Genomic DNA, 26,992 nt, shown 5'->3' with positions numbered 1-26,992 from the left:
ATGTAGGTGAGTGGAGAGATTATCTCAAGGCGGAACTACCAAGCCATATGGTTCCTTCAGGATTTGTGATGATGGAAGCTATTCCACTAACTGCTAACGGTAAAGTTGATCATGAGGCCTTGCCTGTACCAGAGGAGAGGAAAATAGAAAGTGAATGTGTTGCACCCCGGAATGGTAAAGAAGAAACACTGGCTACCATTTGGAAGCAAGTATTAGGGATTAAGAAGGTGGGAATCTATGATAACTTCTTTGAAATTGGTGGAGACTCGATTCTCAGCATTCAGATTGTCTCTCGTGCGAAGCAAGCAGGTTTGCAATTGACACCAAAGCAAATGTTTGAACACCAAACGATTGCCGAGTTGGCGCAAGTAGTCAAAGAAGATCAGGGAGTACAAGCAGAGCAGGGAGTTGTAACTGGAGAACTAATCCTTACACCAATCCAGCAATGGTTTTTTGCACAAGATCATCCGAACCCACACCATTGGAATCAATCCATGTTTTTTAGAACAAAAGAGCGACTGGATATAGTATTACTGGAGAAAGTTGTGCGTACCCTTCTAATCCATCATGATGCCTTGCGTTTAAAATATGAACGTTTACCGGATGGAGCTTGGAAACAGCGGAATGAAGGGATCAAAGAACAATCGACGCTGACCGTGATTTCATTAGACGAAGTGCCGCAAGCAGAATGGCATCAAGTGATTCAGACGGAGATTGACACTGCACAAGCAAGCTTACACTTACACGCAGGACCGCTAATGAGAATGGTGTATTTTGATGAAGGTGAGAAAAGAGCCGGCCGATTATTCTGGGTGATTCACCACTTAGCAGTGGATGGTGTTTCTTGGCGGATTTTACTGGAGGATCTACAAACGGCGTATAATCAAGCGAGCCAGGATCAGAAAATCCAATTATCTACGAAGAGTACATCCTTTAAAGCGTGGGCGGAGAAATTGCATCATTACGCTGAAGCTGGGATTGCACAAGAAGTGCGTGATTACTGGGAGCAGCAATTCGAACAAGAAGTGGCTATGCTACCAGTGGATGCCACCCTCGAAGATCCAGCAAACACAGCAACTGAGGAGATTACCGTGGTACTGGATGAGAAAGAGACCCGTGCGTTATTGCAAGAGATTTCAAGCACCCATCGTGTCCAAATCAATGAAGTACTATTGGCAGCATTGGTACAGGCTACGGCAGCATGGACAGGTCATTCGACGCTGACCGTGGATTTGGAGGGTCATGGTCGAGAAGAGATTATTGAAGACATTGACCTATCGAGAACCGTAGGATGGTTTACAAGTATTTATCCTGTTCACTTAAATATTACAGGTGCCAACACGCCAATTGCAGCATTAAAAGCAGTCAAAGAACAAGTGCGCCAAATTCCTAATAAGGGCATTGACTATGGAATTTTACTGTACTTGAATCCAGCGATGCGTGAGCGATTGGAGTCTCAGTCTACACCGTCCATTAGTTTTAACTATCTTGGACAATTTGACCAAATGTTCTCTGATGATGCGATGGTTGTTCCGGAGACCGGGTTTACGCGCTTAGACCATGCTCCTGGTTCCAAGCGATCACATTTAATCGATGTAATCGGAATTGTAACCGATGGAAAACTCCAGTTCACTTGGGTGTACAATGTTGGACAGTTTGCGAAGTCAACCATTCAAAGTGTTGCAGAGAATATGCTCCATCAACTGAGAGGGTTGATTCATTCTTCGGGTGGAGAATCCGCGCTGACCGTTTCGGATTTTGCGATTGCAAATCTCACCCCAGAAGATTTAAACAAAGTACTATCTAAGATGAATCGTGGAAAGAACCATCCGATTACCGACCTGTATCCACTATCACCTTTGCAGGAAGGCATGCTCTTTCATACGCTGCATGATCAAAGGGATGAACAAACAGCGCCGTATATGGTGCAATTAAATTTCCTGCTTAGAGGAAAATTGGATATCCTTACATTTGAGCAGGCGTGGAAATCGGTGATTCAGAGGCATGAGATCTTTCGTTCAGCATTTGTGTGGGATGAGATTGAAGAGCCCTTACAAGTGGTGTATGAACATATCCCATTTAAGCTGAATGAAGTGGATTGGCGTACGTTGTCTGATGAAGAAAAAGAGGAGAAACGAAAAGCCTTTTTGGCATCGGATCGAAAACAAGCCTTTCTTTTTGATGAAGCGCCATTGATGCGGGTGACTGTCATTCAAGAAGCGGAGGAAGAATATCGGGTTGTTTGGACGCATCACCATATTTTGTTGGATGGATGGAGCCTGCCACTGGTATTTAACGAATTGCTTACAGTGTACCAGAAGAGGATGAAAGGAGAGGCTGTGGATTTACCTAAGTCACCGCCATACAGGAAGTATATTCAGTGGCTGAAAGAGCAGGATCAGGAGCAAGCGGAAAAATTCTGGAGAGAGAAACTCAGAGGCTTTACAGCGCCAACCTTGATTGGCTTAGAAAGTAAGGAGCAAGAAAAAGGTTACACAGAGAAGGTAACTTATTTATCAGAAGAGCAAACCCAAGCGTTACAAAACTGGGCGAAGCGCAATAGGCTCACTTTGAATACGGTAATTCAAGGTGCGTGGGCGTATCTCATGAGCCGGTATAGTAGAGAAGATGATATTGTCTATGGTGTAACTAGCTCAGGACGCCCTACGGAAATTATTGATGTTGAAAACATTGTAGGTCCTTTTATTACCACATCACCGACGCGAATTCAGTTGATAGATGATATAAAAATAATAGATTGGTTGCAGAAGATACAAGAGGAAGAGATAGAAAGAAGACAATATGAATATGCTTCTTTGACGGAGATTCAAGGATGGAGTGAAGTTCCTAGAGGAACCCCACTGTTCCATAGCTTGTATGTGTTTGAAAACTACCCAGTGAAAGAGGAGTCTTCAGGAAATCTAGATATTGGTGAGTTGGAAGGAGTAGAGCAAACTCATTATCCATTAGGATTGACAGTTGTTCCAGAAAGCCCGTTGTTGTTAAAGATGAAGTATGATCGTAGCAAGTTTAATGGCCTCACCATTGAACGGATGCTGGGTCATTTAAGCCAGGTGTTAAAGCAAATGATCGAGAACGTTGATCAAACTCTGTCGGAGCTGGTGTATGTTACAGAAATAGAACAGAAACAACTACTGGAAGAATGGAATGATAATGCAGCAGCGTATCCACGTGAGAGTGTGATCCACAAACTGTTTGAAGATCAAGTGGAGCGTACACCTGATGCGGTGGCAGTGGTGGATGAAAATCAGCAGTTGACGTATCGAGAGCTGAATGAGAAAGCAAACCAATTGGCCCATTATCTTCAGAAATGTGGGGTTGGGACGGAGTCATTGGTCGGGCTTTGTTCCCAACGTTCAGTTGAGATGATTGTCAGTCTCATGGGAATCTTGAAAGCTGGATCAGCCTATGTTCCGTTGGATCCATCGTATCCAGAAAGTCACCTACGATATATTCTGGAGGACACAGGAATTCAAATATTGGTTACAAACGAAGTATCACAAGATTGGATACCTGAAGAAGTTGAAACAGTTTGTTTGGACCGGGATCAAGCAATGATTTCGCAAGAAAACACCCTTTCACCAATATGTAAAGTGACCGGAGAAAACTTGGCGTATGTTATCTACACTTCAGGTTCGACCGGGAATCCAAAAGGGGTTTTGATACAGCATCATTCGGTATTAAATCTATCCTATGGTTTACAGAAAGAGGTTTTTTCACATCGGACGCCTGTTAACATGCGCGTTGGTCTAAATGCCTCAATCGCCTTTGATTCATCCGTTAAACAATTACAAATGCTGTTGTATGGTTCTAGTTTGTATATTATTTCAAACGAAGTTCGCAGTGATCCTCAACAGTTTGTATCTTATATTCGGGAGAATAAGTTGGAAATGTTCGATATAACACCTTCACTACTCCAATTACTCATAGATGAGGGGTTGTTAGAAACAAACGATAGTGTTCATGTTCCAAGCAAGGTACTGGTCGGTGGAGAAGCAATTGTGCCGTCACTGTGGGAACAATTAGTAAAGGCTGACAAGATCCATTTTTATAACGTGTATGGTCCTACAGAATGTACGGTTGATGCGACATGCTATCGTATCAAAAAAGACAGTAAAAGAGTAACCATTGGGCGTCCGTTGCCGAACGTTCAAGCCTATGTATTGGATGGGAATTTGCTACCTGTTCCAGCTGGTGTAACGGGTGAACTTTATATCGGTGGAGCAGGCCTAGCGAGAGGATACTTGAATCGTCCAGAGTTAACGTCCGAACGTTTTATTCCTCATCCATTTAATGAAGGGGAACGGTTATACCGGACGGGAGATCTAGTCCGCTATTTAGCTGATGGCCATTTGGATTATGTGGGGAGAATCGATAATCAAGTGAAAATTCGAGGCTTCCGGATTGAGCTTGGAGAGATTGAAGCGAAATTAGAAAGTCATCCATCGGTGAAAGAGGCAGTAGTCTTGATAAGAGAGGACCAACCAGGAGATCAGAGATTGGTTGCCTATGTGGTGGGTGAAGGAAGTATGCATGAATGGCGTGAGCATCTTAAGAGACAAGTACCGAATTATATGGTTCCTGCACACTTTATTGAGGTAGACGCGATTCCGCTTACAACAAATGGGAAGGTTGATCGAAGGGCACTGAACAGCTTAACGATTCAAAGAGAAAGTACCTTTTCTACACCAATCATCCCACGGGATGAAATCGAGTATCAGCTGATTACAATCTGGCAGGATGTGCTACAGATAGAAGATGTCCATGTAAACGATGATTTCTTCGATAGAGGGGGGCACTCTCTCCTGGTAATCAAATTGATTTCAAAGATCAGAGAGAAATTTGGAAAAGAGATTAAGATGTCCGCATTAATTGAGAACCCGACAGTGGAAGGGATCGCTTGTCTCATCCGTGACAATCATGGTATGGAAAAATCGTTTTCGGTTCTGATTCCATTACAAGAATCAGAGAAAAGGCCTTTCTTCTGTGTTCATCCGTTTATGGGTAATGTATTCTGTTACATTCAGCTAGCAAGGCTACTCAAGGATCACTGCTCATTTTATGGTCTACAGAATCCTCTCGTAGAGAAAGAAGGAATGGACGGGTTGACTTTGTCGGAAGTAGTTCAACTCTACATCGAGGAAATGAAGCGAGTTCAGCCAGAGGGACCGTATCGTCTGGGAGGATGGTCTCTGGGCGGTGCCATCGCCTATGAAATCGCGACTATACTACGGAACCAGGGAGAAGAAGTTGAGGTGTTGGTACTAATGGATACTAAGGTGCCTTCAGAAAAGGATTACAAGACAGAGGATAAAATGCTATCTTATATATTGGAGCATTTCATCCATTTAGAGCTAGTGGAGCAGGAAGAAGAGCTCGTTCATCAACAGGACATGCTTGTTAAGCAATTAATTGTGGAAGGAGTGCTCCCGTATGATGCAGATCTTACGAATTTGAAGCAAATTATCAATGCTCACAGGAAGTGTCTGAATTTAATGGCAGTGCATGATTTAATATCATATTCTGGGGAAGTCATTTACTTTAGTGCTGAGGAAGATAAAGAATTGTTCACGGATTGGAAGCCGTGGTTACGGGGGAAAGTGAATAAGTATTCGGTGCCTGGGTCGCATGAGGAGATCGTCTTCTCCCCAGCAGTGGAAAAGATGGCCAAATATCTCGCAAATGAATTAGAAGGGATAGAGGGAGCGTACCTTTCGTTAACCACAAAGTAGAGTGTCCAGAAAGATGCAACTTTATAAATATAAATTTTCACTATCAAAGGTATTATTTGTGAATAGTGATGTGAATGTAAAAAAGCCGCTTAATGACTGTACATCAAATTTGTGACATTACGAATATATCAATATCAATAGCAGCACTGTATAGGGTTCTGGTGCAATAGAGACATAGAAACATATATGGACTGTTCAATGACAGATTATGATGCAATTCAAAACAATTTATGTATGAACCTAACTTCATTTTGGGCAGACTTCACCTGTGGGTGAAATCGATTTATTTATGACAACAAACAAATTTCGCAATATACCAAAGTGATTTAGAATACCTTCAAAGTTTCAATCGGTGTGTTGAAATTGCGTACAGTAAAAGGTGTTTATCGGAATTTTTGTTTATTTATAAAAAGAAGCATAACTTCGCATTTTATGCAGATTTATGCTTCTTTTTTATGCAAGAATGTGTTTTTCACAAGTTATATAAAAAAGACTCATGTCATTGTTTTTTAATTCTTATTGAAGATATCGCGCGTTAAGTGGGTATAAATTTGTCATTTAAGTTAATACAATTGTGTCAATCTACAGGTGGTGGGCCAACCTGTTAGTGGGAAGTTTTTTTAGGAAGACATTAATCTTTAAAAAATTTAGTTTAGACTTTCTTGTCCTTGTACATTTCCATCAGTGAGGGATGAAGAAAATCCCACTGATGAAAGTTGCACTTTATATAAAAAAGTAATGTAGCGGAAAATTGTAAACAGATAGAAGGACACTTTATAATGAAGAAAAAAGAAAAGAGGAGAGTCAAATGGAAGCGCAAAAAAAAGGGATGATATATGCGACAAGTGCATATATGATGTGGGGGATTCTTCCGCTTTATTGGAAATTGATAGACGAAGTTCCAGCAGAAGAAATTTTAGCGTATCGCATCGTTTGGGCATTCGTTTTTATGTTATTCGTTTTATTCATTTGTAAACGTTTTGGCCAATTTACGAATGAGTTTGTACAACTTTTTAAACGTCCTAAATTATTCATGTCATTAACTATTGCTTCTATATTAATTAGCGGGAACTGGTTTGTGTACATATGGGCTGTTAATCATAATCATGTTATTGAAGCAAGTCTAGGTTATTATATTAATCCGCTTGTTAGTATTTTACTTGGCACGCTTGTTTTAAAAGAAAAACTCAACTTTTGGCAATATATTGCTGTAGGGTTAGCAGCATTTGGAGTTGCCATTTTAACAGTTCGCTATGGATCGATTCCGTGGATTGCAATTTCGTTAGCATGTACATTTGGTTTATATGGTTTATCAAAGAAATTATTAGATTATGATTCAATGATCGGGCTGACGATGGAAACGATGCTTGTAACACCGATTGCTCTCGTATATTTAGGAATACTAGGTGCTAAGGGGATTAGTGCATTTGGAGCAGTTTCGATTACATCGACATTACTTCTAGCAGGGGCTGGTATTGTCACTGCACTGCCGCTTTTATATTTTGCAAAAGGTACAAAGCTTATTCCGTTATCAATGGTCGGATTTTTGCAATATATTGCACCGACAATTAGCCTTGTATTAGGAGTTTTCGTCTTTCATGAACATTTTACTACTGCACACATGACGGCATTTTTCTTTATTTGGATTGCGTTATTTATCTTTTCGATAGCAAAAACGAAATTTATGTTAAATAAGCAGCCGAAATTTATAAAAAATAAATCTGCAAAAGTTTCGTAAAACGGCATAGTATTATGTATGCCGTTTTCTTTATAATGAAAGTAAGGATATTCCATTATAAGCGGTGAGGTGTGAATTATGGAAACAATTTTACATAACAACCCATTAATGTCTGCGGTGATTGCATGGTTTTTAGCACAATTTACAAAAGTTATCATCACCTTAGTAAAAAAGAGAGAATTTGATTTTGCGCAGTTTTTTGCTTCTGGCGGAATGCCGAGTTCTCATTCTTCCACCGTCACAGCATTAGCAATAGCAATCGGAATTGAAGAAGGAATGACGAGCTCTATATTTGCTATTGCGACGATTTTTGCAATTATTGTCATGTATGATGCATCAGGAGTGAGACTTGCCGTCAGTAAACAAGCGAAAATTTTAAATGATTTTTTCCATGGAAGACAAACGGATTATAAAAAATTGAATGAACTTGTCGGTCATACACCATATCAAGTCGTTATCGGGGCGCTTTTAGGAATTGTTGTGGCGATTTGTTATTGTTCGTAAGCAAAGTAAGGAATGAACCTTACTTTGCTTTTTGTTTTGCACATATTTACGTATGTTTTTGAATATTGTATATGGATTCAGTAAAGAAGGGGGGATATCTATGCTATTGTATGACAAAGTAAAATACGAAATACAGAGACAAGTTACAGCGTTACGTACGATGCAGCGAAGAGATGGAACATGGCGCTTTTGTTTTGAAGGATCCCCGCTTACGGATTGCATGATGATTTTCTTGTTACGTATGTTGAGAAAAGAAAAAGAAATAGAACCATTTGTAGCAAGGCTTACTTTCTTGCAAGCAAATGAAGGAACGTGGAAGTTGTATGAAGATGAGCCAAATGGGAATCTTTCAGCTACAATTCAAGTTTATGCTGCATTGTTAGCTTCTCGGCAATATAAGAAAGAAGACGGGATTATGCACCGTGCAGAACAATTTATTCGTGAACAAGGTGGAATTACAAATGCTCACTTTATGACAAAGTTTATGTTAGCATTGCATGGACAATACGGTTATCCTCCATTGTTTCATTTTCCTATGTCTTTTTTCTTTCTACCGGATCATTCCCCGTTTAGTATGTATGAAGTGAGTAATTCTGCTCGTATTCATTTCGTGCCTACGATTATTTGTATGAATAAGAAATTTGTAGTAGAAGATATGGACGTTCCTAATTTGAATCATATAGCAGGTGCGAATAAATCAAGTTGGTTTCATTCTAAGCGCTCTCCAGTTTGGCAAACCATTTTATTGGAAGGAAAAAAGCTAATTTCCTATCCGTATACACTTCATCATAAAGGGTATAAAGCGGCGGAACGATTTATACTAGAACGTATAGAAGGAAATGGAACACTTTATACTTATGCGAGCGCTACTTTTTATATGATTTACGCCCTCCTTGCTCTCGGTCATTCTATACATTCTCCTATTATCGAGAAAGCTGTATCAGGGATACAGTCGTACATATGGAATACAAAGAATGGTGCCCATTTACAAAACTCACCTTCCACAGTGTGGGATACTGCTCTTTTAAGTTATGCTTTGCAAGAAGCAAATGTGTCAGAAGAGGATGCGATGATTGAGCGAGCAAATCGTTATTTATTAAGGAAACAGCATACCTCTTACGGAGATTGGCATGTTCATGCACCTTCTTTACTTCCTGGCGGATGGGGGTTTGCCGATACGAATACGATTGCGCCAGATTGTGATGATACAACAGCAGCGTTGCGCTCACTTACTTCTATCGCGAAGAAAGATAAGAAAGTGAAACGAGCCTGGAATGAAGGGATACATTGGATTCTTGGAATGCAAAATAAAGATGGGGGCTGGGGGGCATTCGAGAAGAATGTTGATAAGCATATGTTTATGCATATTCCTCTCGATAGCGTAGAAGATATGATTCTCGATCCGTCTACAGCAGATTTAACAGGAAGGGTACTTGAATTTTTTGGAACGTATGCACCGAATGAAATAAACAGTTATGATTTACACCGTGCAATGCAGTGGCTTTTACGCAATCAAGAACAAAATGGTTCTTGGTATGGAAAATGGGGAGTTTGTTACATATATGGTACATGGGCTGCTATAACAGGTCTGCGGGCAAATGGTTTACCAAAGAATCATCCAGCAATAGAAAAAGCAGTACGGTGGTTAGAAATGATTCAACATCGTGATGGAGGATGGGGAGAATCGTGCAAAAGCAGTAAGGAGAAACAATTTATTTCAACATCTTTTAGTACACCTTCTCAAACTGCATGGGCTCTAGATGCGCTAATTGCTGTACATGATACGGAAACGCCAAGCATTCAAAACGGAATCAATTATTTGTTAGCGCACTCTTTTCACAATATTGAATATCCGACTGGAGCAGGACTTCCAGGAGAGTTTTATATTCGTTATCATAGTTATCATCGTTTATTTCCTTTACTTACCTTGGCACATTATGTGAAAAAATACAAAAAATAAACCGAGACATATTCTCGGTTTATTTTTTGTTTCGTTGCTGTTTTTGACGTGCATCTGCAGCATCTGCACGTGCTTGTGCTTCTAAGTCATCTTGATCAGCAAGTTCTCGAGAAAATGCAACATCAATACCGTCAGATACGTTGTTTTGCTGTACATTCTTTTTCTTCATTTTACACAATCTCCTTGTGTTATGTTAAGTTGCAATTATAGTGTGACACAAATAGACTTTTTTATACAAAAAGGAAAATGAAATACATAAGACGAAATATATAGAATATATATTGGAAAGTGGGGGAGAAGAATGAACTTTTTAGAGGGGAAAACAGCTGTTGTCACTGGTGCAGCGCAAGGAATTGGAAAAGAAATTGCGCGTGTATTTGGCACTTTAGGAGCGAAAGTATTGCTAAGTGATATGAATCAAGAAGTCCTAAATAGTGCGACAACCGAATTGTTACAGGAAGGATATGATGTAAGGGCGTATGTTTGTGATGTAAGCAGTCATACAGATGCAAAATCGCTAATTGAGTATGCAATTCAAACATACGGTGCATTGCATATTTTAGTAAATAATGCAGGAATTACACGAGATGCCATGTTGCATAAAATGGAAAAAACAGCATGGGAACAAGTGTTGCAAGTAAATGTAACAGGGGTATTTAACTGTATGCAACCAGCGCTTTTACATATGCGTAAACAACAATATGGACGCATTATTAATATTTCTTCGATTAGTTGGCAGGGGAATATCGGCCAAGCAAACTACGCTGCTGCGAAAGCAGGTGTAATTGGATTAACAAAAACAGCATCAAAAGAAGCAGCTGGATTTGGTGTTACATGTAATGCAATTTGTCCGGGATTTATGGATACTGATATGACGAAAGCTATGCCGGACAAAGTAAAGGACATGATGATCGCCGCAATTCCAGCAGGGCGAATCGGATCTCCGCAAGATATTGCACATGCAGCTGCTTTTCTAGCGTCAGACTTTGCTTCTTATATTACTGGAGAAGTGTTAAATGTAAGTGGGGGATTACAAGTATAAAGTGAAACTTCAATCGATGAGTGTTTGATAGAAAACGCTCACCAATCTTACTAAATGAAGAAAGAAAGTCTTGCCGATTGGCAAGACTTTCTTCTAGTTTAAGTTAATCCAAACGCTTTTTACTTCTGTATAGTTATTTAATGCATAAGAACCCATTTCACGTCCAAGACCTGATTGTTTATAACCTCCAAACGGAGAGGCTGCATCAAAGACATTATAACAGTTTACCCATACCGTTCCAGCTCGTAATTTATTTGCAACATAATGCGCATTTTTTATGTTCTCTGTCCACAATCCAGCTGCTAATCCATATGCTGATTTGTTAGCACGTTCAATCACTTCATCAATGTCATCGAATGGCATTGCAGCAACGACAGGACCAAAAATTTCTTCTTTCGCAATCGTCATTTCATCTTGTACAGCTGCGAAAATTGTTGGGGAAACGTAATAACCATTTTCGAAAGGTTTCGTTCCGCCAACTAATATTTCTGCGCCTTCATTTTTTCCTTTTTCAATATAGCCCATCACTCGATTTTGTTGTTCTTCTGATACAAGGGGACCAATGTTAGTTTGCGGATCTAATCCAGCACCCTGCGTTAAGCTTTTTGAATATAAGGCAAGATCTGCTACAACATTATCATACATTTTCTTTGGAATGAACAAGCGAGATCCCGCGCAGCATACTTGTCCTTGATTAAACATAACGCCCGAAAGTGCAGCTGGAATTGCACGAGACAAATCAGCATCAGGTAAAATAATATTTGGCGATTTACCTCCAAGCTCTAATGTCACGCGTTTTAAAGATTGAGATGCTTCTTTCATAATGTGTTTTCCAACTTCAGTGGAGCCTGTGAAAGCAATTTTATCAACGAGAGGGTGACTGACAAGAGCTTGACCAGCTGTTTCACCGTATCCAGGCACAATGTTAATAACGCCTTTCGGGAATCCAGCTTCTTCAATTAATTCAGCTAAATATAACGCGGAAAGAGGCGTTTGTTCAGCTGGCTTTAATACAACAGTACATCCGGTTGCTAGTGCTGCTCCCAGTTTCCACATCGCCATTAAAAGAGGGAAGTTCCAAGGGATAATTTGACCAACAACACCAACTGGTTCATGGCGTGTATAGTTAAAATAATCTCCTGAAACAGGAATGGTTTGACCAACTAATTTTGTTGCCCATCCAGCGTAATAACGCATATGTTCAATTGCAAGAGGAATATCTGCCGTTGTTGTTTCTTGAATTGGTTTTCCATTATCTAAAGTTTCAAGCTGTGCAAGCTCGTCTTTATGTTTTTCCATTAAATCAGCAAGCTTGTACATGAGACGGCTGCGGTCAGCACCGCTCATACGTGACCATGGACCTTCATCAAATGCCAGGCGCGCTGCTATGACGGCTTTATGAATATCTTCACGGCCGCCTTCATATACAACGGCTAATGTATCGCCAGTTGCTGGGTTTGGTGTTTTAAATGTTTTTTCGGAAGTGCTTTCAACGAAATCTCCGTTTACATATAATTTTTTTGTTCCTTGTAAAAATTTCTCTACTTTTTCATGAAGGTTCACAGCTAGTTGACTCATTGTATAACCCCCTTAAAAATATATAATGTAAACGCAGCAAAATACTGCGTTTATTCCAAATAAAAGAGGAGGTGTCAGATAAACTAGGTGAATGACATCTAATTTCAATCGTAACGTAAGAAATCAGAAATTTCAATCTTTATTTATATTATAATTGTTAAAAATATGTAAATTTCCAATGTAAGCCCAATCTTTTTCATAAAGGATGTTCATTTTGAATTTTTGTAGGAAAAACTATGCAAAGAATGTTACAATAATACATCGTGGAAGGAGGGAAAAGAAATGAATCGACATCATGATGATCCGCGTTTTCGCATTGCACATCGTGAAGCGTGGATTGGAATTGGACTTGCTATTATCAACTTTGTGTTATGGTACGGTTTTGCATATGGATTAGGTAGTGGCAATCCAAAAGAGTATACATACATATTAGGATTTCCAGCCTGGTTCTTTTATAGTTGTATAATGGGATTTGTTGTAATGGTTTTACTGATTGTCTTTGTTGTTCGTTTTGTCTTTCAAGATGTTTCGTTTGATGAGGAAGAAAAGAGTGAGGAATGAAAATGAACTGGTATGTAATTATTCCAATGATGTTATCTTTTATTGTTGTATTTTTAATCGGTGTATATGCATCGAGACGTGTTCAAGCGACCGCGCATAATAAATTTTTGCAAGAGTATTTTCTTGGTGGACGCGAACTTGGTGGATTATTATTAGCGATGACGATGATTGCGACGTACGGAAGTGCAAGTAGCTTTATCGGTGGGCCTGGTATTGCCTATAACATGGGCCTTGGCTGGGTACTATTGGCATCTATTCAAGTTGTAACGGGTTACATAGTATTAACTGTACTTGGAAAGAAATTTGCGATTATTGCAAGGAAAATGGAAGCAATTACGTTAATTGATTACTTGAAAGGAAGATATAATAATAAAGTTGTTGTTATTTTATCGGCATTATGTATTATTATTTTCTTGTTTTCAGCAACTGTTGCGCAGTGGGTTGGCGGCGGAAGATTAATTGAATCATTAACAGGTCTTTCTTATACAACGTCTTTATTTCTTTTTACGTTTTTTGTACTTGTTTATGTTTTGATTGGCGGATTTCGTGCTGTTGCGCTTTCAGATACAATACTCGGTCTTATTATGCTGCTTGGTACGACAATTATTTTAATTGGTACAATTATTGCAGGCGGTGGTATTTCAAATATTATGCAAGAGCTTGTAAAGATTAACCCGAATCTCATTACACCATTTGGGGTAGACGGTAGTTTAACAAAAGTATATGTGTCATCATTTTGGATTTTAATTGGCGTTGGAGTAGTTGGCTTGCCGCAAATTAGCGTGCGTGCTATGTCTTATAAAGATTCAAAAGCGATGCATCAAGCTTTAATTATCGGCACTGTTGTCGTTGGCACAATTATGATTGGTATGCATTTAACAGGTGTATTCGCCCGTGTTGTTTTGCCAGGAGTGAATGTGCCGGATAAAGTAATGCCGTTGCTAGCGATGAAAGTATTACCGCCTTGGCTTGCTGGTATTTTCTTGGCAGCTCCAATGGCAGCTATTATGTCGACCGTGAACTCATTATTGTTACTTGTGAGTTCTTCTATTATTAAAGATATTTATGTGAATTACATAAACGAAAATGCTGCGGATCAAACTGTAAAAAGGGGAACGCTCTGGATTACAGCGATTGTTGGATTGCTTGTTTATGCTGCAGCGATTAAACCACCTGACTTTTTAATTTGGTTAAATTTATTTTCTTTTGGCGGTTTAGAAGCAGCATTTATTTGGCCGCTTGTACTTGGGCTGTATTGGAGAAAAGGGAATGCTGCCGGAGCACTCGCTTCTATTATTGTTGGAGTTGGTTCTTATATGGGATTCCATTTGCTTCTCCCTAATCCTTTCGGTGTTCATACGGTCGTATTTCCGGTCTGTTTAGCGCTTATTGCTTATATTATAGGAAGCATGTTGTTTTCACGTAAGTTGCAACAAATTTGATAAAAAGAGAATATCATGAAACGTACGATAATTAGAAGAGGCTACTATGTCAAATATGAGAGCATAGTTCCTCTTTTTTTTTGATTCATCACTAAAAGACGGGGGGTGACATTTAGATAGATGTATACTTCACCCCGAGTGGACGTTTTCCGCGGGCGAGAGCGAGCCTCCTCAGCAAGCCAGCGGGCCGCAGGAGTCGCCACTCCCCGTTCCGTGTATTGAAAATGATTCACTTTCAAAAAATCAACCCCATGTTACGGTGATGAACCTCTTTTTTACGTTATTTACTATACATATATCGATTTCCGTTTTTTTATATATAAGTCGCTGTTATGCAGAATACAACATGAGTGCTACTTGCTTTTTCCTTTTGTTTTAAACTTGGCATGTGGTAGAAAAAGGCCCTGACCGCTTCTATGCATGGCCAGATGCTCTCGCCCGCTAAAAAGAAAGAGGTGTTTATGTCGATTTTTTAATTTTTATTTATATGTATATTCAGAGTTTAGAAAGTAGTCTATGATGTATAAAATATTAAAGGAACGTATTGAGATCGATAGACAAAGTTAACGGGTGCCTTCATTGAATGGATCTGTTAAAGATAAAGTGAAACTTTAATCAGTGGGGGTTTTCTTCATCCCCCACTGATTATTAGTTGAACCAATCGGGCTTTTACGGGCAGTTTATCTCCCACCTAACTTCTTTGTTTTCGCTGAATTTTGAGGTCGGAGTATTACCGCCCGTTAATGCGGGATAAATGTTGAAAATTGATATTTTATCATTATATATGATAAAATAAATTGATTATTCAGAAAATTTATAAGATACAGGTAAGAGGAGTTGGAAAATGAAATTGAATAAAAAGGTATCTGAAATAATAAATTCTGTAGAAAACTTAGATAATGGATTTGAAGATATATTAGAATTATCCATGAGATGTAAGTTTTCTGACTGCACTCATACAACTGAGCCTGACTGTGCAGTTAAAAAAGCGATCTCTGAAGGGATTTTCTCAGAGGAAAGATTTAATACCTATTATAGAGTTAAAAACGAAGCAGAATATGTTTCTCAGCAAAAGAATAAAACTAAGGCTATTGATTATATGAAACAATTGAAACTTTATCAACGGTCTTAAAGGCAATACATATTTTATATGTATTGCCTTTTATTTATTGGGATTATTTATTATAAATGATTCATCATTTGTTAATAATATTTTTCGTATGAAATAAAAAATGCTCATCATTTGCTTCTGTACACTTTTTTTAATTCATATAGTAATAGCAATTGATAGGATGGAGTTGAATGCCTTGAAAAAAGTACTGTTTCTTGGAGATCCAGGTATTGATGATTCATTGGCAATTATATACGGTTTATTACATCCTGATATTGATATTGTTGGCATTGTAACAGGATATGGAAACGTTACACAAGAACAAGCAACGAATAATGCGGCATATTTATTACAAATAGCTGGAAGAGAAGATATTCCCATTATTAATGGGGCAAAGATTCCTTTATCAGGAGAATTTATAACATATTATCCAGAAATACATGGGCCAGAAGGATTGGGTCCTATTCGACCACCTGAAACGATTCAAGCAAATGTGAAGCCATTTTGTGAAATATTTGAAGTTATTAAAAGGTACAAAGGAGAGCTGATTATCGTTGATACAGGTCGTTCAACAAGTTTAGCAACGGTTTTTATTTTAGAGAAAGAATTGATGAAAAATGTAAAAGAGTACTACATAATGGGCGGGGGATTTCTTGTTCCAGGTAATGTTACGCCTGTTGCAGAAGCAAATTTTCACGGAGATGCGATTGCTTCAAATTTAGTCATGCAATATGCTAAACATGTTACATTAATCCCGCTAAATGTAACGAATGAAGCGATCATTACTCCTAATACTGTTACATCTATTGCAAAGAAGACAAAAACAAATTTTAGTGAATTGATTGAACCGATTTTTAATTATTATTACGTAGCCTATAAAAAATTAAATCCCAAAATAGGGGGAAGTCCGATTCACGATGTTTTAACAATGATGGCTGTCGTGAATCCTTCTTTGATAGAATATGTATATCGTCGTGTTCAAGTTGACGTAGATGGTTTTGCAAAAGGAGAAAGTATTGCTGATTTCAGACCGCAGCCAAGTGCAGAGGCGATGAAAAATTGGGTAAGAATTGGATGGAAATTACACTACAAACAATTTCTTGGAGATTTTATTCGAATTATGACATAGACAATATGCAAGTTTACAAGTTACAATAGAGGCGATCTTATTACAGATCGCCTCTATTGTTTTGAATATGAATTTTATATAATAGATTAAAAGAGAAAATTTAGGAGAGGAATTCCATTTGAGAACAATTGGATTATGTGTGGGGATAATTGGTTTATTCGCATTTATTATCTCAGGTAATTTTTTAGTGAAAAAAGTATGGAGTTCAAATTATGATGATGCGCAGTATGTTGCGTCATTTGTAGAAGAAAATAAAGAGCAAAAAAACAGCGCATTGTTAGTAAAACGAAATGATAAATTGGTTTATTCTGTAAATTCTAATGTTGTATTACCTGTAGCGAGTACGATGAAGCTTATTGTAGCATTGGAATTTACAAAACAAGTAGGAGAAGGAAAAATTGATCCAAATCAGCTTGTATCATTGGAAGAAGTTAATCGTTATTATATTCCAAAGACAGACGGCGGTGCTCATGAAAGATGGCAAAATGTTTTAATGAAAAAAGGACTCATAGAAGAAAATGCAGTTACGCTAGAAGAAATCGCAAAAGGAATGATGAAATTTAGCTCAAATGCAAATACAGAGTATTTAATGGATCGTCTGGGCATCGACAATATTAATGCAAACATAAATAAACTGGCATTACCATCACATGAGCCATTATTCCCAATCGTTGCGTCTTTGTATATTCCGGGATATTTACACAAGGAATTACATGTTCCAAAACAGCAATTAGAAAATAAGTTAAAAAACATGTCGCAAGAAGAATATCGCAAATATGCAATGTTGATGCATGAGCGTTTAAAGAAAAAAGGTTCGCAATTGCAAAATGAAATTCCGCTTTACTTAGGAGAAAAGTATGAAAAAGTATGGTCGGATAGGTTTCCAGCTGCTTCCGCGAATGATTATATGATTTTATTAGAGAAAGCAAATCATAAGAGGAATCTTACAAAAGAAGAAGAGAAAGAATGGGCACAACTTGTAGAATCAGATATGCAAGGGAAAAAGTATCGCCAAGTTTTTCGACATGCCGGTCAAAAAAATGGCTATACACCATGGTCTTTATCTAAAGCAGTATATGCAACGGATAAACAGGGGAACTGTACAGAAATTGTCTTTTTAGCAAATGATGTAAATGAAGACGACAGTGCTGAATTACGTAAACATTTACTTAATTTGCATTTTCAAATATTGCAAAGTGATAAATATAAAGCAACTATTATTAAGTAAAACCGATGTGTATGCATCGGTTTTTTTCTTTGGATAAACACATTATTTTAAGTAGGTGGGTATGATGATTAATAATCATTAGACGAGGGGAGTTATTTGAAATGCAGGAGGGGAATAAGGAGTTTTTGCAATGGGAAGGGATAACCTTTCCTGGGAAGACATATGCAGATTGTATACTACAACACATATTCTATTTTCAGAGAAATTATTTATTGGAGGACATGTTTCGTATTCATCATGCACATGTCATTATGTTGGAAGAAGAAGGTTTGTTAAAAAAACAAGATGCTAAAAAAATTGTAATGGCAGTAGAAAAGGTAAAAACGATCCCATTAGACAAGCTTGTATATAGTGAAGCGCATGAAGATCTCTTTTTTTTAGTTGAGCATCTGATTCAAAAAGAAGCGGACAGCGATAGTATTAGTAATATGCATATTGGACGAAGTCGAAATGATATGGGGGTGGCGATGTATCGGATGAGCTTACGGCGTTATTTACTACGATACATCGAACATTTTATGTTACTGCAAGAGGGTATTTTGGAGCGGGCCGAGGAGCATATGGAAACGATTATGCCAGCATATACCCATACACAGCCAGCACAGCCAACAACGTTTGGTCATTATTTGCTGGCCATTTATGATATGATGGGGCGTGATACGGAGCGGTTATGGAGGGCATATCGCACAGTAAATCAATCTCCTTTAGGAGCGGCAGCACTTGCTACAACAAGTTTTTCAATTAATCGAAAGCGCGTTGCAGATCTTCTTGGTTTTTCAAAAATAATTGAAAATTCATATGACGCGATTGCAAGTACTGATTATTTATTAGAAACGAGCAGTGCACTTATGATAATGATGACAAATACAAGTAGATGGCTCCAAGACTTTTTATTATTAACTACGAAAGAATATAGTGGTATTACAGTTGCAGATCCTTATGTGCAAATTAGTAGTATTATGCCGCAAAAACGAAATCCAGTCTCAATTGAACATGCAAGATCTCTTGCAAGCAGTATTTGGGGAGAAGCGTTTACCGTTTTTCAAATGATTCATAATACTCCATTTGGAGATATAGTCGATACAGAAGATGATTTACAGCCTCATTTATATGAAGGGTTTGAGAAAGCAATTCGAGTTGTTTGTGTAATGAATGCGGTGGTACGTACAATGAAAATTGAAAAGGAAATTTTGCAAAGTCGTGCCAATAGGCATGCAATTACGATAACTGAATTAGCTGATTCATTAACTCGGAAGTATGATGTTCCATTTCGCCGTGCCCACCACGTAGCTAGTTATATAGCAAAATTTTCAGAAGAACAGAAAAAAGATTTACATGAACTAAACCTTGCCGATATTAATGTGTATTTACAAAAAGAACTACAGGTTGTACTAGCAGAAGAAGAGTGGAAAGAAATGATTTCACCTCATTCATTTGTTGCAAGGAGAAACGTATACGGAGGACCGAGCCGAGAGCAAATGCAACGGATGATTAGAGAAAGAAAAGAGAATGTTGCAGGGCAAAACCAAACGTTAAAGGATGCGAGGAAGCAGCTTAGTGAAGCGGAAACGGAAGTTAACACAATTGTTACAGCAATTGTAAACTCATAAATTGAACTACCCCCCACCTACTGTATTTTCACGCTTGAGGTGGGGGCTTCTTGCTAGATATGACAAAGAAGGATTTTCCTCTTAAATCGCTAATATATCACCATATATACATTAACTTTGATTTACTAACATACAAATCTCAGTTCCGGAGGATACAACATAACCACTACTAGCTTTAAACCTTGCATGTGGCAGGAAAAGGCCCCGACCGCTTCTATGCATGGCCAGATGCTCTCGTCCATCTAAAAAGGAAGTAGTTTTTATGTCGTTGTTTCAAGTTGGATTTATACATTTAGGAAAGAAAGAAGAGATGATAGTGATACGACTCCATATATATACAAATTTTACTCAATTTAAAAATGATGTTCTTCCTTTTTTAGAAACATATGAGCAAGAGAATAATTTAATACTGGGTGTGTTACGATCTTCTCAGCTGCCATTATTCATGGCAACAGCTGTAAAAGAGGAAGAGCTTGTATTCGTCATGCTTCAAACACATCATCGTCAAGTTATTGTAGCGAAATCTGTGCCTTTAGAAAAAGATGATATGAGAGAGCTTGCACAGCAACTAGCGATTGCATATCCTGATGTGCCTGGATTAATTGGGGAAAAACAGGTGGTGGAGCGTTTAGCAGAACAACTCGCAGGTTTTCAAAATAAATCAATCCAAATCAAAATGAACCAAGGTGTATATGGGCTAAAGTATGTAAAGAAGAAGGCTGGAAGCAACGGGGTTTTCCGCCGAGTAGAATTACAAGAAAAAGTTTTAATTGAAGATTGGGTATACCATTTTTGTGAAGAAGTAAATTTAGCAATCACAAAAGAAGAAGTAGTGCATACTGCCGCTGAATTAATTGAAAGCCAGCGTCTGTTCGGATGGGAAGTGGAAGGGCAGATAGTTTCAATGGCAGCTGTTACAAGACCGACAAAACGTAATATCACAATTAATTTTGTATATACTCCGGAGAAAGAACGTAAAAAAGGTTATGCTTTCAATTGTGTATCGGCATTAAGTCAATATATGTTGGACAGTGGGTATGAGACGACTTCATTATACACGGATCTAGCTAACCCTACATCTAACAAAATTTATCAAGAGATTGGTTACGAACAAATAATGGAGTCAGTTCTATTATTTTTAGAATCTAAATAATAGGAAAAACTCGCTATTAGCGAGTTTTTTATTTTTCATCAATGCGTATAATGTCACCTTGATTGAAGTGATTTGTTTCTAATAAATCAATAACGGCCCTTGCCACATAATTCGGTGAAAGTAATTGGTCATCTTCTTTCAAGGCTAAGAAACGTTCTAGATGAATGAAATCTTCTTTTGATGTTTGTCTAATTTCTGCCTGCATATTTGTATCTATAACACCTGGCGCAAAAGAAATAATTTTTACTGGATATTTTTTGTCAGTTTCTTCTACTGCTATACATTTCGTGAACATATTTATACCAGCTTTAGTTGTGCAGTATGCTCCCCAGCCGAAGTACGGTTTTTGTCCAGCGCCGGAAGAGATGTTAATAATACGTTTATCTACGCTCCAGTCTTTCGTATGGTTCATAAATGCTGCTGAAAGCAACATAGGTGCTAATAAGTTTACATGTACATTTGCAATTAATTGCTCACTTTCTGACCGCTCAAGCGGTTTCATGGGTGCTAACATACCAGCATTATTAATAAGATGAATAGAAGAAACGGTCGTTACATCAATATTTGAAAAAATTTTTCCCATGAATGATTCAATTTGATGAACATCTTGTAGATCAAACGAATAAAAATCAAACGGAATATTAAGTTGTCTTGCTTTTTCAATGAGTTGTTCATTTTGTTTACGTGATATAGAAATGAGTTTCGTTCCTTTTTCTAATAATTGCGCGGCAATTGCCTCACCTAATCCTCGAGAAGTTCCTGTTAATACTACATAACGCATATATCTTAATCTCCTTTCGCTATATATGTAATAGTATAAGATATTCCTTTTTATATAAATACAAGTTGAAAAAACGACATAAAAACTCTTTTTTTAGGTAAGGACGAGACATCTGGCTGTGCATAGCAGCGATTTATGTGTCGGAAAATTCAAACGGATATTTATAATAAGCGAAACTAAACTGAACGAAAACAATGCGTCTACATACAATGGAGTAATGCATTATTTCGAGGAGGAGTAGTATGTACTATGTAAATCCTAACTCGTATAATCAATTATATCGAGTATACGAAGGAACTTATAACCAAGTGACACAAGCTATTTTAGAAGCTATTAAAGGTGAAGCTACTGCAATTGATTTTTATAGTCGACTTGTAAAAGAAGCACCAAATGCGAAACATAAAAAAGATATTGCACATGCATTAGAAGACGAAAAAGTACATTTACAGCAATTTATACAATTGTATACAACATTAACGGGGCAACAGCCAACGTATCAAGTGGTACAAACGCAATATTCTTCTTATAAAGAGGGATTAGAACGTGCGTATGAAGATGAACTAGAAGCTTATGAAGACTATCGAAATGCGTATTTGTTAACCCAAAATTTAGCAGTTCGGGACGTGTTTTTTCGAGCGATGACAGATGAAATAGAGCATGCCATACGCTTTGGTTTTTTACGAGCTTCTTTATCATAAAACTAGACGATGTTGTCTAGTTTTATGATCCTGCTATTCGAGAGCACTGATGGAAGTTTTACTTTATCAATGAATGAAGTTGCTGAAGGGGATGGGAATAGGCAAAAAATAATATTTTGAGGAGATGTTATAAGAATGCGAGATCGAGGCGCAGCAATTATTATCCAAGAAGGAAAACTAGCTCTTATAAAACGTATTCGGGATAAAGATGTGTACTACGTTTTTCCAGGAGGTGGAATTGAGGAAGGAGAAATTTCAGAAGAAGCTACAGTTAGAGAAGTATATGAAGAACTTGGGATACATATACAAATCAAACAGTTTGCAAAGAAGGTGAACTACAATGGGATACAATATTTTTATGAAGCAGTAATGGTAGGTGGTACATTCGGTAATGGAAAAGGTGAGGAATATATACATAATGACAGTGACTGTAACAAATATATTCCGATATGGGTACCGATAAAGAATGTACTAAATATAAATATTAAACCGTTAGAAGTGGGAGAATATGTATATCGTTTATATGAAAATATGTAATTTGTGTGAATGTAATAAAAAAGATTGACAGTACCCTCTGATTTCAGTATTGTATTCAGGTATGTGTTTAAATCAGGAGGGTTTTATGGAAAAGCAAACTACACATCATGTGAAAATGACAACAGCAGATCCGTCTGCACTAGGATTATTTGGACTTGCAATGGTTACACTTGTTGCGTCCTCGCAAAAACTTGGCTTAACAAGTGGTGTTTCATTTGTATTGCCATGGGCGATCTTTTTAGGGGGTTTTGCTCAATTATTTGCATGTATTAACGATGCAAAGCATAATAATACATTCGGTACAACAGCGTTTGGAGGATTTGCATTATTTTGGTTTGGCGTTGGTACTTCATGGTTAATTCAACTTGGCGTATTTGGTGAAAAGTTAGCAGCAAGTGTGGACCCAAAACAACTTGGAGTGGCATTTGTTGGTTACTTAATTTTCAGCTTATTTATGACAATTGGTGCAATGGAAACACATAAAGTATTATTTACGATTTTTGTACTTATTGATTTCTTATTTATAGGCCTTTCATTTAGTACTTTAGGTGTTATGCCACATGCAATGCATAAATTAGCAGCAATTTCTGAACTGCTTATTTCACTGCTTTCATTCTACGGATCAGCAGCTGCAGTATTAAATACACATTTCGGAAACATTGTATTACCGGTTGGTAAGCCATTCGGTATCTTTAAAAAATAAAATATGGCAGTATGAATGAAATAGAAAAGAGCAGCTAAGTATCTGTAAGATACTTAGCTGCTCTTTGTTTTGTTAGAAGCAATAGCAGATGTTCCTATAACTTCCGCAAGCTTCGAAGTTTCTGCCGGGTGACCGTCAATTGTAACATCCACTTTTTGATCTTTATTAGTAGTTACAACCCAACAGTTTGGAAGGTAGCGAGACTTATGAGATAAAGTAGAAGGGACATTTAATATATCCCCTAAGGCATACATAGTTGCAGAAGAGCCGCCATCCATAGCCATCGCGTTGTCAGCGCCCTTGTCATATAAAAGGTCCTGACAATCTTTTAAAGAAGCGCCAATACTGTGAGGTTGTCTACCATCTACGATAAGAAACATAATTGAACCATCTTTTTTTTGAGCCATAATGCTTCGCGGGCCATATCCCCAGCCACCGTCATTCGTAAGCATTTTTTCACCATTTACGATAAGTTGGGGCATAAAACCAGCTGCAGAAACAACATTTTTATTCAGCAATTGTTGTGCAGAGTAGTCGCCTGTTATCATTTGCCCATATTTTGTTAAACCGGTGATAATAGCTGGCGTATTATCATTTTGAGGTGTATGAATAACTTTTCCGTTTTCAATCACAATGCCTAGACCAACTTTACCGCCACCATGTCCTGTTTCATCCGAAAACCCACTTGCATTTACCGCAGCAAGTGCATGATTTCGTTTCGCCATCACGTAAATTTTTTCGCCAACATCGTTACCTTGTGTACCTTGCTGTGTTACAAGCTTTACATTAAAAGGATTACTAATTGTCATGAGTTTGCCTTCAAAATAATGATCCGCATACTTTTTTTGAACGGTTTCGATTTTTACATGAAGCGGCATATGTTTTTCCGCTTCTAATTGTTGTTTTGTAAGTTTTTGAAGCCCGCCGGATTGGCTGTTTTTCCATTTTGGATTATTAATTGAATTCGAAATATCTTCCAATTCTTGTTGTGATAAAAAAGTGAATTTTGCCAAATCACGATGTTGTGAAGTTAGGATACTTTCCGCAGCAATTACACGTAATTTATGTCCATACGGAGTACCAAACAAAACACCAGCACCAATTACAATGAAAACAAGTAATAAAATGGAAGCTATTTTTATTGCTTTTTTTAGATACTTTTTCATTCTGAAAACTCCTCTTATATAATTCAACTTTTATATACCCATTAAAAACCCGACATAAAAACCTTTTTTTTAGTGAGATGAGAGCATCTGGCCATGCATAGAAACGGTCAGAGCTAGACAAATATGTCGAAGAAATTAAATGGATATATATAGTTTTTTGGTGCAATCACTGCTTTTTTATAGCGTAGATTCCTATACAATAAGATGGTATGAACAATTTGGCAAGAGCAAAATATGAAGGTGTATTGTTAAATCACAATAAAAACGGTCAGATTTATAATGATAGGAAAAATAAGTGAATCTCATTTAGAAAGAAATAGACAAAATAGAGGGAAACAATAAAGCAGAGTTTGTGATTCGTTCAAGTCATGGGCTATATGAAGTAAAGGGTGTTAAGGTACACTTTACATAAAGTGAAACTTTAATCAGTGGGGGTTTTCTTCATCCTCCACTGATTATCAGCCCTCACCAATCGGGCATTAACGGGCAGTTTATCTCCCACCTAACTTCTTTGCGTTTGCTGAATTTTGAGGTGGGAGTATTACTGCCCGTTAATGCGGGATAAATTTTAAAAATAAAAATTTGCATTTATGTTAATAAAGGTGTATAGTGAGGTTAAACCATTTTACTTTTAATACCATAGAGATTTAAATAAGCTGTAACTTCAGAGGGGATAGCAATGTTAAATCTTCTCTTGGTTACAGTTTTTTTATCTGATGATTATTTGTAAAATGGTAGAAAATGGACATGTACATTAAGGTACATATTTTAGGAGGATTTTTTCATGCAAAACGGTAAAGTAAAATGGTTTAACGCTGACAAAGGTTTCGGTTTCATCGAAGTTGAAGGTGGAGAAGACGTATTCGTTCACTTCTCAGCTATCCAAGGCGACGGCTTCAAAACTTTAGAAGAAGGTCAAGAAGTTACTTTCGAAGTTGAACAAGGTAACCGTGGACCACAAGCTACTAACGTAACAAAAAAATAATTGAAGTGAAAGAGAAGGGAACTCCCTTCTCTTTTTTAATACCTTAAATATGAGTAATTGTTAATACATATTGGAAATAAGGGATATACTGTTAAGAAGTGATAAGGAAGAGGTATGTGGTATGTATGAACCAAAATATTATATTGTATTTGATATTGAACGGAATTTTAGACCTTATCAATCAGATGCTCCAACGGAAATTGTTGATATCGGAGCTATTAAGATTGAAGCAAGTACAATGAGCATCATTGAAGTCTTTTCTTCATTAGTGAAACCAACGGCATCCCTATCTCGTCATACAACAAAACTAACAGGAATCACAAAACAAGATGTAAAAGGTGCAGAAAAATTCCCGAAAGTAATTGAGCGATTTCGTAGGTTTCTTGGAGAGGATTATATGTTTGTAACGTGGGGGAAAGAGGATTATGGATTTTTAACAGAAGATTGTGCACGATATAATGTGAAATGTCCTAATCTTGAGAAAGAAAGAAGATTTGATTTGCAGAGATTTGTATTTCATGCATATAAAGAATTATTCGTAAATCCACCCAGTTTGAAACTTGCAGTAGCACAATTGACTTTAGAGTGGGAAGGAAAACAACATCGCGCCTTTGACGATGCCAAGAACACGGCAAATATTTTTCTCGCAGCTGCTAAGCAAAAGGACATTCGTAAACGGTATAAGAGAAATGTGGAGCTCATTCTTGTGAAAAATGGCACTTTAACTGATAAGGGTAGAAAGAAAATGAAGCGATGGGTATTTAAAGAGGTAAAGAGAAGTGGACATTGCCGCTTGACATGGAATACATTCATGAAGAGTAAGACATGGGAGAATGTGTTAGAACAATATCATTTTGATAATCCGACCTTACGTCTGTTGCAAAATTATTTTCATACTGCTTTAAAGAAAGCTAAACAGCAACTTCAAGTATTAGCAGCAATGAATAACCAAGCAAATAAAACAAAATAGATGCGATAAGAAAAGCGAATGTTTCGAGATGAGGTTTTTCTTTCTGTTTATGCACGTGTTTTGGTACGTATAAAGTTGATTTTCATTCATGATTTCAATATGTGCTTGTAATGTGTAGAGAACTTCTTGTTGTTGAGTAGCTGTATACATTTGGCGAATATAGAGTTTGTTGTATTGTAGAGATTTTTTTTCGTTTTGACACATTTCTAGGAAGTAAGGGTATAAATTATCACCTCTTTTGATCCCAATTTGATAGGTTACATATTCTTTTTCTTTCTCTTTCTTCATCATTTTCACCTCCTTCTTTCCTTTATGATACTACAAAGTACTAAAAAGAACATAC

The 26,992-nt window shown here is 37.5% G+C and carries 22 protein-coding genes; 17 read left to right on the top strand and 5 right to left on the bottom strand.

Annotated elements, in window-relative coordinates; all coding sequences use genetic code 11:
• From MR076_RS16440 to shc, 4 genes are all read left to right on the top strand, one after another.
• The coding region (locus MR076_RS16440; RefSeq protein WP_242222311.1) for an amino acid adenylation domain-containing protein at nucleotides 1-5,753 on the top strand (5,753 nt) is incomplete at its 5' end.
• 808 nt (nucleotides 5,754-6,561) lie between these two features.
• Nucleotides 6,562-7,491 carry an EamA family transporter RarD gene (gene rarD / locus MR076_RS16435; protein ID WP_242222310.1) on the top strand — a complete coding sequence of 310 codons (930 nt, stop codon included), beginning with the start codon at nucleotides 6,562-6,564 and terminating at the stop codon, nucleotides 7,489-7,491.
• Between the two features lie 78 nt (nucleotides 7,492-7,569).
• The gene (locus MR076_RS16430) at nucleotides 7,570-7,995 is read left to right on the top strand and encodes a divergent PAP2 family protein (RefSeq protein ID WP_242222309.1); all 426 of its coding nucleotides are present in this window, start codon (nucleotides 7,570-7,572) and stop codon (nucleotides 7,993-7,995) included.
• A 100-nt stretch (nucleotides 7,996-8,095) separates the two neighbouring features.
• Entirely contained in the window at nucleotides 8,096-9,955 is a 1,860-nt protein-coding gene (shc, locus tag MR076_RS16425) for a squalene--hopene cyclase (RefSeq protein WP_242222308.1), read from the top strand.
• A 19-nt stretch (nucleotides 9,956-9,974) separates the two neighbouring features.
• Here the strand turns inward: shc and MR076_RS16420 are convergent, their stop codons facing one another.
• Complete coding sequence (locus tag MR076_RS16420; protein ID WP_242222307.1) at nucleotides 9,975-10,124, bottom strand: YfhD family protein; 150 nt, start codon at nucleotides 10,122-10,124, stop codon at nucleotides 9,975-9,977.
• 132 nt (nucleotides 10,125-10,256) lie between these two features.
• Here MR076_RS16420 and fabG point away from each other — a divergent pair, with 132 nt between their 5' ends.
• Nucleotides 10,257-10,997 (top strand): 3-oxoacyl-ACP reductase FabG, encoded by a 741-nt coding sequence (gene fabG, locus MR076_RS16415; RefSeq protein WP_242222306.1) that lies wholly within the window; start codon nucleotides 10,257-10,259, stop codon nucleotides 10,995-10,997.
• A 93-nt stretch (nucleotides 10,998-11,090) separates the two neighbouring features.
• Here the strand turns inward: fabG and MR076_RS16410 are convergent, their stop codons facing one another.
• Complete coding sequence (locus tag MR076_RS16410; RefSeq protein WP_242222305.1) at nucleotides 11,091-12,575, bottom strand: aldehyde dehydrogenase family protein; 1,485 nt, start codon at nucleotides 12,573-12,575, stop codon at nucleotides 11,091-11,093.
• Between the two features lie 282 nt (nucleotides 12,576-12,857).
• Here MR076_RS16410 and MR076_RS16405 point away from each other — a divergent pair, with 282 nt between their 5' ends.
• From MR076_RS16405 to MR076_RS16375, 7 genes are all read left to right on the top strand, one after another.
• Nucleotides 12,858-13,136 carry a YhdT family protein gene (locus tag MR076_RS16405; RefSeq protein ID WP_242222304.1) on the top strand — a complete coding sequence of 93 codons (279 nt, stop codon included), beginning with the start codon at nucleotides 12,858-12,860 and terminating at the stop codon, nucleotides 13,134-13,136.
• Between the two features lie 2 nt (nucleotides 13,137-13,138).
• The gene (gene panF, locus MR076_RS16400; protein WP_242222303.1) at nucleotides 13,139-14,578 is read left to right on the top strand and encodes a sodium/pantothenate symporter; all 1,440 of its coding nucleotides are present in this window, start codon (nucleotides 13,139-13,141) and stop codon (nucleotides 14,576-14,578) included.
• Between the two features lie 844 nt (nucleotides 14,579-15,422).
• Nucleotides 15,423-15,710, top strand: coding sequence for a hypothetical protein (locus MR076_RS16395; protein WP_242222302.1), 288 nt, complete (start codon nucleotides 15,423-15,425; stop codon nucleotides 15,708-15,710).
• Between the two features lie 160 nt (nucleotides 15,711-15,870).
• Entirely contained in the window at nucleotides 15,871-16,818 is a 948-nt protein-coding gene (locus MR076_RS16390) for a nucleoside hydrolase (protein ID WP_242222301.1), read from the top strand.
• A 127-nt stretch (nucleotides 16,819-16,945) separates the two neighbouring features.
• Nucleotides 16,946-18,046: a serine hydrolase gene (locus MR076_RS16385; protein WP_396021709.1), complete on the top strand. Its 1,101-nt coding sequence runs from the start codon at nucleotides 16,946-16,948 to the stop codon at nucleotides 18,044-18,046.
• 101 nt (nucleotides 18,047-18,147) lie between these two features.
• A complete protein-coding gene (gene argH, locus MR076_RS16380; RefSeq protein ID WP_242222300.1) occupies nucleotides 18,148-19,656 on the top strand; it encodes an argininosuccinate lyase in 1,509 nt (502 codons plus the stop codon).
• A 310-nt stretch (nucleotides 19,657-19,966) separates the two neighbouring features.
• Entirely contained in the window at nucleotides 19,967-20,809 is an 843-nt protein-coding gene (locus MR076_RS16375; protein ID WP_242222320.1) for a GNAT family N-acetyltransferase, read from the top strand.
• Between the two features lie 28 nt (nucleotides 20,810-20,837).
• Here MR076_RS16375 and MR076_RS16370 read toward each other — a convergent pair whose 3' ends face one another.
• On the bottom strand, nucleotides 20,838-21,590 hold the full coding sequence (locus MR076_RS16370) for a (S)-benzoin forming benzil reductase (protein ID WP_242222299.1): 753 nt from the start codon (nucleotides 21,588-21,590) through the stop codon (nucleotides 20,838-20,840).
• A gap of 242 nt (nucleotides 21,591-21,832) precedes the next feature.
• On the opposite strand from MR076_RS16370, the gene MR076_RS16365 reads away from it, so the two are divergent.
• From MR076_RS16365 to MR076_RS16355, 3 genes are all read left to right on the top strand, one after another.
• Nucleotides 21,833-22,288: a ferritin family protein gene (locus MR076_RS16365; RefSeq protein ID WP_242222298.1), complete on the top strand. Its 456-nt coding sequence runs from the start codon at nucleotides 21,833-21,835 to the stop codon at nucleotides 22,286-22,288.
• Nucleotides 22,289-22,423: 135 nt separating this feature from the next.
• Nucleotides 22,424-22,825, top strand: a complete 402-nt coding sequence (locus MR076_RS16360) for an NUDIX domain-containing protein (RefSeq protein WP_242222297.1) — start codon at nucleotides 22,424-22,426, stop codon at nucleotides 22,823-22,825.
• A gap of 85 nt (nucleotides 22,826-22,910) precedes the next feature.
• Entirely contained in the window at nucleotides 22,911-23,528 is a 618-nt protein-coding gene (locus tag MR076_RS16355) for an acetate uptake transporter (protein WP_242222296.1), read from the top strand.
• A 53-nt stretch (nucleotides 23,529-23,581) separates the two neighbouring features.
• Here the strand turns inward: MR076_RS16355 and MR076_RS16350 are convergent, their stop codons facing one another.
• Nucleotides 23,582-24,694, bottom strand: a complete 1,113-nt coding sequence (locus MR076_RS16350; protein WP_242222295.1) for a phosphodiester glycosidase family protein — start codon at nucleotides 24,692-24,694, stop codon at nucleotides 23,582-23,584.
• A 784-nt stretch (nucleotides 24,695-25,478) separates the two neighbouring features.
• Here MR076_RS16350 and cspD point away from each other — a divergent pair.
• Nucleotides 25,479-25,679: a cold-shock protein CspD gene (gene cspD / locus MR076_RS16345; RefSeq protein ID WP_035430809.1), complete on the top strand. Its 201-nt coding sequence runs from the start codon at nucleotides 25,479-25,481 to the stop codon at nucleotides 25,677-25,679.
• Nucleotides 25,680-25,800: 121 nt separating this feature from the next.
• Nucleotides 25,801-26,649: an exonuclease gene (locus MR076_RS16340; protein ID WP_242222293.1), complete on the top strand. Its 849-nt coding sequence runs from the start codon at nucleotides 25,801-25,803 to the stop codon at nucleotides 26,647-26,649.
• Here the strand turns inward: MR076_RS16340 and MR076_RS16335 are convergent.
• Complete coding sequence (locus MR076_RS16335) at nucleotides 26,611-26,937, bottom strand: hypothetical protein (protein WP_242222289.1); 327 nt, start codon at nucleotides 26,935-26,937, stop codon at nucleotides 26,611-26,613. The two genes, MR076_RS16340 and MR076_RS16335, sit on opposite strands and share 39 nt — an antisense overlap.
• Nucleotides 26,938-26,992 lie beyond the last annotated feature (55 nt).

Origin of the sequence: Bacillus cereus group sp. BfR-BA-01380 (assembly GCF_022663535.1) — a bacterium.
GTDB classification, from domain to species: domain Bacteria; phylum Bacillota; class Bacilli; order Bacillales; family Bacillaceae_G; genus Bacillus_A; species Bacillus_A cereus_BB.
This window is presented reverse-complemented; position numbering and strand designations above follow the sequence as displayed.

Coding starts and splice junctions, on each gene's coding strand:
- panF (WP_242222303.1), top strand. CDS start 13,139: ATGAACTGGTATGTAATTATTCCAATGATGTTATCTTTTATTGTTGTA.
- MR076_RS16360 (WP_242222297.1), top strand. CDS start 22,424: ATGCGAGATCGAGGCGCAGCAATTATTATCCAAGAAGGAAAACTAGCT.
- MR076_RS16340 (WP_242222293.1), top strand. CDS start 25,801: ATGTATGAACCAAAATATTATATTGTATTTGATATTGAACGGAATTTT.
- MR076_RS16405 (WP_242222304.1), top strand. CDS start 12,858: ATGAATCGACATCATGATGATCCGCGTTTTCGCATTGCACATCGTGAA.
- MR076_RS16365 (WP_242222298.1), top strand. CDS start 21,833: ATGTACTATGTAAATCCTAACTCGTATAATCAATTATATCGAGTATAC.
- MR076_RS16410 (WP_242222305.1), bottom strand. CDS start 12,575: ATGAGTCAACTAGCTGTGAACCTTCATGAAAAAGTAGAGAAATTTTTA.
- MR076_RS16430 (WP_242222309.1), top strand. CDS start 7,570: ATGGAAACAATTTTACATAACAACCCATTAATGTCTGCGGTGATTGCA.
- argH (WP_242222300.1), top strand. CDS start 18,148: ATGCAGGAGGGGAATAAGGAGTTTTTGCAATGGGAAGGGATAACCTTT.
- MR076_RS16390 (WP_242222301.1), top strand. CDS start 15,871: ATGGAGTTGAATGCCTTGAAAAAAGTACTGTTTCTTGGAGATCCAGGT.
- MR076_RS16370 (WP_242222299.1), bottom strand. CDS start 21,590: ATGCGTTATGTAGTATTAACAGGAACTTCTCGAGGATTAGGTGAGGCA.
- MR076_RS16420 (WP_242222307.1), bottom strand. CDS start 10,124: ATGAAGAAAAAGAATGTACAGCAAAACAACGTATCTGACGGTATTGAT.
- MR076_RS16335 (WP_242222289.1), bottom strand. CDS start 26,937: ATGAAGAAAGAGAAAGAAAAAGAATATGTAACCTATCAAATTGGGATC.
- shc (WP_242222308.1), top strand. CDS start 8,096: ATGCTATTGTATGACAAAGTAAAATACGAAATACAGAGACAAGTTACA.
- fabG (WP_242222306.1), top strand. CDS start 10,257: ATGAACTTTTTAGAGGGGAAAACAGCTGTTGTCACTGGTGCAGCGCAA.
- MR076_RS16355 (WP_242222296.1), top strand. CDS start 22,911: ATGGAAAAGCAAACTACACATCATGTGAAAATGACAACAGCAGATCCG.
- cspD (WP_035430809.1), top strand. CDS start 25,479: ATGCAAAACGGTAAAGTAAAATGGTTTAACGCTGACAAAGGTTTCGGT.
- MR076_RS16375 (WP_242222320.1), top strand. CDS start 19,967: ATGATAGTGATACGACTCCATATATATACAAATTTTACTCAATTTAAA.
- MR076_RS16395 (WP_242222302.1), top strand. CDS start 15,423: ATGAAATTGAATAAAAAGGTATCTGAAATAATAAATTCTGTAGAAAAC.
- MR076_RS16350 (WP_242222295.1), bottom strand. CDS start 24,694: ATGAAAAAGTATCTAAAAAAAGCAATAAAAATAGCTTCCATTTTATTA.
- rarD (WP_242222310.1), top strand. CDS start 6,562: ATGGAAGCGCAAAAAAAAGGGATGATATATGCGACAAGTGCATATATG.